The 6,590-nt window shown below is 40.2% G+C and carries 5 protein-coding genes; all 5 read left to right on the top strand.

The window, feature by feature from the left end; translation table 11 throughout:
- The coding region (locus QZU45_RS10890; protein WP_295355214.1) for a PelD GGDEF domain-containing protein at positions 1-1,121 on the top strand (1,121 nt) is incomplete at its 5' end.
- Positions 1,087-1,998: a hypothetical protein gene (locus QZU45_RS10885; protein ID WP_295355212.1), complete on the top strand. Its 912-nt coding sequence runs from the start codon at positions 1,087-1,089 to the stop codon at positions 1,996-1,998. The genes QZU45_RS10890 and QZU45_RS10885, both read left to right, overlap by 35 nt.
- A gap of 69 nt (positions 1,999-2,067) precedes the next feature.
- The gene (pelF, locus tag QZU45_RS10880) at positions 2,068-3,657 is read left to right on the top strand and encodes a GT4 family glycosyltransferase PelF (RefSeq protein ID WP_295355210.1); all 1,590 of its coding nucleotides are present in this window, start codon (positions 2,068-2,070) and stop codon (positions 3,655-3,657) included.
- On the top strand, positions 3,638-5,014 hold the full coding sequence (pelG, locus tag QZU45_RS10875; protein WP_295355208.1) for an exopolysaccharide Pel transporter PelG: 1,377 nt from the start codon (positions 3,638-3,640) through the stop codon (positions 5,012-5,014). The genes pelF and pelG overlap by 20 nt, the downstream gene beginning before the upstream one ends.
- A 239-nt stretch (positions 5,015-5,253) precedes the next feature.
- A partial coding sequence (locus QZU45_RS10870; RefSeq protein WP_295355206.1) for a diguanylate cyclase occupies positions 5,254-6,590 on the top strand: 1,337 nt, incomplete at its 3' end.

Raw genomic sequence — 6,590 nt, 5'->3', positions numbered from 1 at the left:
CACTGTCATTTTTTAAATATCACAATATCACTGATTATTTTTCATACTATCAGGCAGTAGGCATGCTGGTTGTTAACATGATTGCAGGAGAGTTTCGTGATGTCTGGGAAGAAAGACTTCACCGCAATGACCTTGATTATGCATTCATGAAAAAGAAACTGTCTCTGTTTACTCAAAACTATTTCATGCTTCGTTCCTCTCATGATCAGTTAGAACAGAGAATGGCTGGACAGGTGGTAAGTCTTCGTTCAAGTATCAGTGAACTTGAAAAACTCAACGAAAGATATCCAATACTTGGGGTAAATCAGCACGACAGAATAACTACCTTAGCCCCTCATGTTCTGAAACTTTTAGCTTCGATTGTAGTTATGGAAGAGGCTGGACTCTATAGAGTTGAAAATGGAAAAATTGATCCAAAGGCTCTTGCTTCAATCGGTAAGATGGAAGATCTTGATTTAAAAGACAGTATGGTAAAAGACATGCTGGAGAGCAGGGAACTTTTATCTCCTATTAATTTGTACGAGACAGATTCAACCCTAAAGTATCAGCTGTGTATTCCATTAGTTGATACTGCCGGTGTTATGCATGCCTGTGTTGTGGTTTCTCAGGTTAAGTTCTTTACTCTGACCTCTCAGAATATTGCAATTTTAAATCTGGTCAGTGCCTATGCCGCTGATATGATGTCTACAGGTGTAATTGCTCCTGTAATTCAGACTTCAGAAAAGGATCTGTTCTTAAGCTATCTTAAGAAGGCTCTTGATGAGAACAAGTTCCACGGACAGAACAGCAGTATTGTTTTCTGTAAAGGTTATACAGATGCAGCTCTAGCTCTTTTTGACAAGACTATTTCTCTTCGTCGTGGTGCCGATATCTACTGGAAACGCAAAAATAATGATGACGAAACAATTCTTGTTGTGCTGCTGCCTCTAACATCAAAACTACAGGCTCAGCTGTACATTGACCGAGTTGATCGTCTTATGACCAGAGAGTCAGATGGTGCAATCAAGCTTGATTTTACCGGTCCTCTGGATGTATCAGTCGAAAATGAACAGTTGATTTCAGAGCTTAAAAAACTGGATTTAAAAGATGACGATTTTTCTTATTGTTTTAAGCCTGATTAGTGATATAAGCGCTGCTGTTTACGCTTTTTCAGATGCCGAGCTCTACAGGAGACTTCTGGTATTCTCACTTTTTCATTTTATTGCAAGTATAAGTGCATCTTATGCCATGTATATGATGCTGCCTCCTAAAATGAGAGAATCACAGAACCCTTATCTTGCTGTGGGCTTCATGTTCCTGATGTGCATGTTCCTTCCTGTTGTCGGCTTTGTCGGACTGTTTGTATGTGTGGTTGTGGCCATGAACCTTCCAAGAAAAAAGGATGAGGTTATGTGGATTCACAATCCAAGGGAAGAGCTGCCTTCACATCCACGTGACATGATGTATACCAAGCTGGGTACCGGCGCTCTGCAGGATATTCTTTTAAATGCACCTGACACAGATAGACGAGTAGAGGCTATTTCCTCTGTATCTCATCTGCCACGAGATCAGAGAATATCCTTTTATAAGATTGCCTTAAGAGATCCTGCCGATGATGTTCGTCTCATGGCATATTCTCAGCTTGACCCTATTGAGCAGGATATTACCGACAATATTAAGAGACTTGAGGACTCTTTCGAGGAAAACAATTCCGCAGATATTGCCTACGATATTGCCCAGCAGTTCTGGGAAATCTGCTATCTTGGAATTGCCGATACAGTTCTGGTTAAGCACTATCTTAACAACGCCAAAAAATGGTGTCAGAAAGCTATTCAAATTGAAGATAGAGGCAATTTTGAGCTGCTTTTAGGTCGAATTCAGCTTGAGCTTAACGAAATTGAGCCAGCTATGATTGCGCTTCAGAAAGCAAAAAATGCAAAGATGCTGGATTCTCAGGTAAATACATATCTGGCTGAATGCGCTTTCAGAATTTCAGAATGCGAGACTATGCTTCTGTAAAAACATACCTGAGCTCTCTTTATACCTCTGAAGGCTCAAAACTTTCTCACATCAGGGAGTATTGGTTAAATGCCAAATAGTGAAGAAAAAAAGAGTGTTAGTGAAGTCTACAAAGAGCTGATGAAGAAAGATGCTAGCTTTAATGTAGGCGCAAAGTCTGATATCTGCATGATGCTTGAGGGAACCTATCCGTTTGTTCGCGGCGGTGTTTCCTCCTGGGTACATCAGATTATCAGCAATATGCCACAATACACATTCTATCTGGTGTTCATTGGTGGTCAGAGAAGCGCTTACAAGCAAATGGCCTATGAGCTTCCTTCAAATGTTGTTGGCATGGAAATGCACTATATTCTTCCTGACGATAAGAATCTGTCAAAGAAGATGCCTAAGAAAGCCAATAACAAGGACTTTGGCCTATGGAGAGAGGTTATCAGTTCCTTTGATAACCCTGAAAAGCCTATTCCTCATGAAGTATTAAGAGACTTTGCCAACGCTATAGGTACTGATCCTTATGCTATTAATGATCTTCTGTATAGCAGAGACTCCTGGGATATTCTCACAGAGCGTTATGATGCAATTGATGCTGAAGGTTCATTTGTGGACTATTTCTGGACATACAGAACCTTATACCAGCCTCTAATTGAGCTCTGCAGAATTGCGGCTCATCTTCCTAAAGCTAAATGCTATCACTCAATATCAACAGGTTATGCCGGTTTCCTTGGTGCGCTTGCTCACGCCTCCAATAACGTGCCTTTCCTTCTGACAGAGCACGGTATCTATACAAAAGAGCGAAAGATTGACCTGTCACTTGCAACCTGGATTAAGAGTAAAAGTGACTCATTGGATATATCCATGCATTCAGGTATGGATCTAATCCGCAGGATCTGGATCAATTTCTTTGTGCAGATGGGTAAGTCAGCATATCAGGAAGCGTACAGAATCACTGCTTTGTTTGAAGGAAACAGACTTCGTCAGGTAATTGATGGAGCTCCGGAAAATAAGACCGTAGTTGTGGTTAACGGTATTAAGACCAATCGCTTTGAGGAAGCTTACAAGCTTAGACCCCAGACTCCTCCTCATGTAGTTGCTCTGGTTGGAAGAGTTGTTTCAATTAAGGATGTTAAAACCTTTATCCGTACCATCAGAGGTGCATTGGAGCTGTACCCGGATCTTCAAGGTTGGGTAGTTGGTCCTAAGGAAGAGGATCCAAAGTATGTGTCAGAGTGTGAGAATCTGGTACAGAGTCTAGGGCTTCAGGAGCATGTAAAATTCACTGGAAACCAGAATGTGGCCAAAATTATGCCTCAGATTGGAATTATGATGCTGACTTCAATTTCTGAAGCCCAGCCTCTGGTTCTGCTTGAAGCTATGGCAAGTGGTATTCCTTGTATTGCAACCGATGTTGGAGCCTGTTCTGAGATCCTATATGGTGCAAAGAACGAGTCTCCAAATCTTGGTCATGCAGGTGAAGTCATATCAATAGCAAATCCTGCTCAGGGTGTAGAAATGATTGACCATTTCCTGAGTGACGATAAGTTATGGCGTGAAACCGGTGACATTGGTCGCGAGCGTGTGTTGAAACATTATGAAGAATCAATGATGTTTGATTCCTACAGAAAACTTTATCAAGAGGGTATAGATGGCGGGAATAGGCTTTGAGTTAAGGAAGATCCTTAAAAAGGATTCCCTAACTTCAGTAATACAGGCTTACGGTATAGCTTCAATTGTAAGTTCTGGCCCTTGGGTACTGTCAATCATGGCTCTGATGATTATTGGTATCATCAGTATAGATGTTATCTATCCGTCAGTTCTGATTATTCAGTTTCTGATCTCGGTAACGTATATGATGGCAGGGTCGCTTATACTAAGTGGATTTTTCCAGATCCTTTTCTCAAGATTCGTGGCTGACTGTGAATTCAGGGGAGAGGATAACCGAATTATTCCTAACCTGTTCGGAGCTATGCTGTTTTTAACAGCAGTATCAGGAGCGGTAGGATTTTTACTGTTAAATTTTCTTCCAAGCATCGATTTTTCTGTAAGAATCTGTATGCTGGCCTCTTTTGTACTTCTGACCAATCAGTGGATTGTGATTATCTTCCTGTCTGGTATGAAGGAGTATTACCGTATTGTTATAACCATGTTTGCCGGTTACGGTCTCATGGTTTTTCTTGCCTGGTCAATACCTCCTTTTGGTCTTTTAGGTCTTGAGTTTATATTCTGTGTATCACAGGGTATTCTTACATTTGCCTTCCTGCTTCAGGTAGTGCGCTCGATGCCTGGTTTCTGCTTTATCAGATTTGATTTCTTAAATCCTCATAAGGTTTATGTTTCACTTGTATTCTGTGGTCTGTTCTATAACCTTGGAGTATGGGCTGATAAATTCGTATTCTGGTTCAGAAATGAGACTTCATATGCTCAGATAGATGTAATGAGAGCCTCTTATATTTACGATCTTCCAATCTTCCTAGCTTATCTAGCTGTAGTTCCTGGAATGGCGGTATTTATTATGAGAATTGAGACAGATTTTACAGAGAACTGTTTTAAATTCTATAATTCCGTAAGAGAGGGTGGTTCTCTAAGCACTATTACTCTATACAAGGATCAGATGATCGAGTCCTGCAGAAAGTGTCTTTATAAGATTTTCAAGGTTCAGGGTATAACTCTGGCTCTGCTGCTGGTTTTTGCTAAGGATATTCTATCAGCCTTTGGCATCGATCTTATTTATCTGAATCTTTTCTATATTGATCTTGTTGGTGTAAGTCTTCAGGTTCTTGTGATGTCTCTTCTAAATGTCATGTATTACCTGGATAAGAGATACGGAGCTCTGCTCCTGACTGCAGTCATGGTTTCTTCAAACTTCCTGTTCTCATACATCAGTATTGATCTTGGTCCTGTGTATTATGGATACGGCTTTGCATTCTCAATGCTGCTTTGTACCATCACTGGTCTGTTCCTTGTTGACAGACAGTTCTCTGATCTTGAATACCAGACCTTCATGCTACAGAAAACTCAGTAGCAGTTGCGCGGGAAGCATATGTTTCCTGCGCTCTTAAATCTCTTTTCGTTCCTCTCTTATAGAAGAGAAAGCTCTTTTTTCAGGTGTTTACCTGTTTTCTCTATAATTCAGATTTAAATACCTTAAATATACTGAGATGCGAACGATATCAGAATATAAATCAGTGTTATATTTAAAATATAGAGAAGTGTTACTGTTTGTATAAATCATGAATCAGCTAAAAGAAGGTATCTGTGATCATGGAATCTAATAATTATAACGAATCAGAGATGGTTAATGAGGTAGATCTTCTTCAGGAAGCACTTGGTTCTGGAGCCTGGAATATGACTTTCAACCAGAACGGTGAAATGACTTCTGTAAAATGGAGTCAGGTTTTTCGACGTATGATTGGGTATAAGGATGAATCAGACTTTCCTAACGAATTCAGTTCCTTCGAGGACAGACTTCATCCAGATGATAGGGAAAGAGTGGTTAATCAGTATTGGAACGCTGTGAAAGATTATACCAATAGAACAATTTATGATACTGAATACAAATTTCTAACCCATAACCGAGGATATCGCTGGTTCCATGCGGCAGGAAGAATTGCCAGAAGAGAAGATGGATCACCAATATCTATTGTTGGTTTCTTTATTGATATCGATGACAAGAAAAAACTCGAGGAAAATCTAAAAGCAGCGGATGCAGTAAAATCGGAACAGCTAAGAATTCTGAAGTCCCTTGCTGATATGTATTATTCTATGCATCTGATTAATCTTAAAACCGGAACAATAACAGAATACTCTTCAGGTGGCGAGTTAAAGGAATTTTTGGATAAAAAAATCTCTGCAGCTGAAAAAATGCGGCTTATTATGGAGAACGTCATTGTTCCTCAATATCGTGACAGTGCCTTAGAGTTTACTGATCTCACGACTATTAGTGAACGTATGAGAGGTATTAAGACTCTATCCTCTGAGTTCGTTGGACAACATACAGGTTGGTTTATTGCCAACTTTATTGCTGTAGAAACTGACAATGAAAGCTGTCCAACCGTCGTACTGTTCTCAACACAGGTAATTGATGAACGTAAGCAGCAGGAACAGGTGTTATTCCTGCGTTCAGTTACAGATGATATGACCGGATTCCTGAATCGAAGAGCATACGAGGCACAACTTGAATATTATCGCAGAAATCCAATTCCTGACAATCTGGTGTTCACTATGTATGATATAAATCAGCTCAAGCAGGTTAATGATACTCTCGGTCATGCGGCTGGAGATGAACTTATTTATGGATTTGCCGGTATTGCCAACAAACTTAAACCGCTGCAGGGGCAAAATGGTAAAATTTTCCGTACTGGAGGAGATGAATTTGTTGGTATGTTTTGCTTAACTCCTGAAGAATATGCCGTTGGCGAAAGAGAATTCTATAGTCATGTTGGACAATGGCAGGGCAAACTTGTAAAGAATATGTCTATTTCGGCTGGCCATGCCTGCCGGGTAGATTATCCTGATGCAAACATAGATGAACTTGCAAAGCTTGCTGATGAGAGAATGTACAAGGCAAAGGCCGAATATTACAAGAATAATGGACTTGA

Origin of the sequence: uncultured Succinivibrio sp. (genome assembly GCF_902756765.1) — a bacterium.
Taxonomy (GTDB): Bacteria; Pseudomonadota; Gammaproteobacteria; order Enterobacterales; family Succinivibrionaceae; genus Succinivibrio.
The sequence above is the reverse complement of the archived record's forward strand: the minus strand, read 5'-3'. Positions and strand labels throughout refer to the sequence as shown.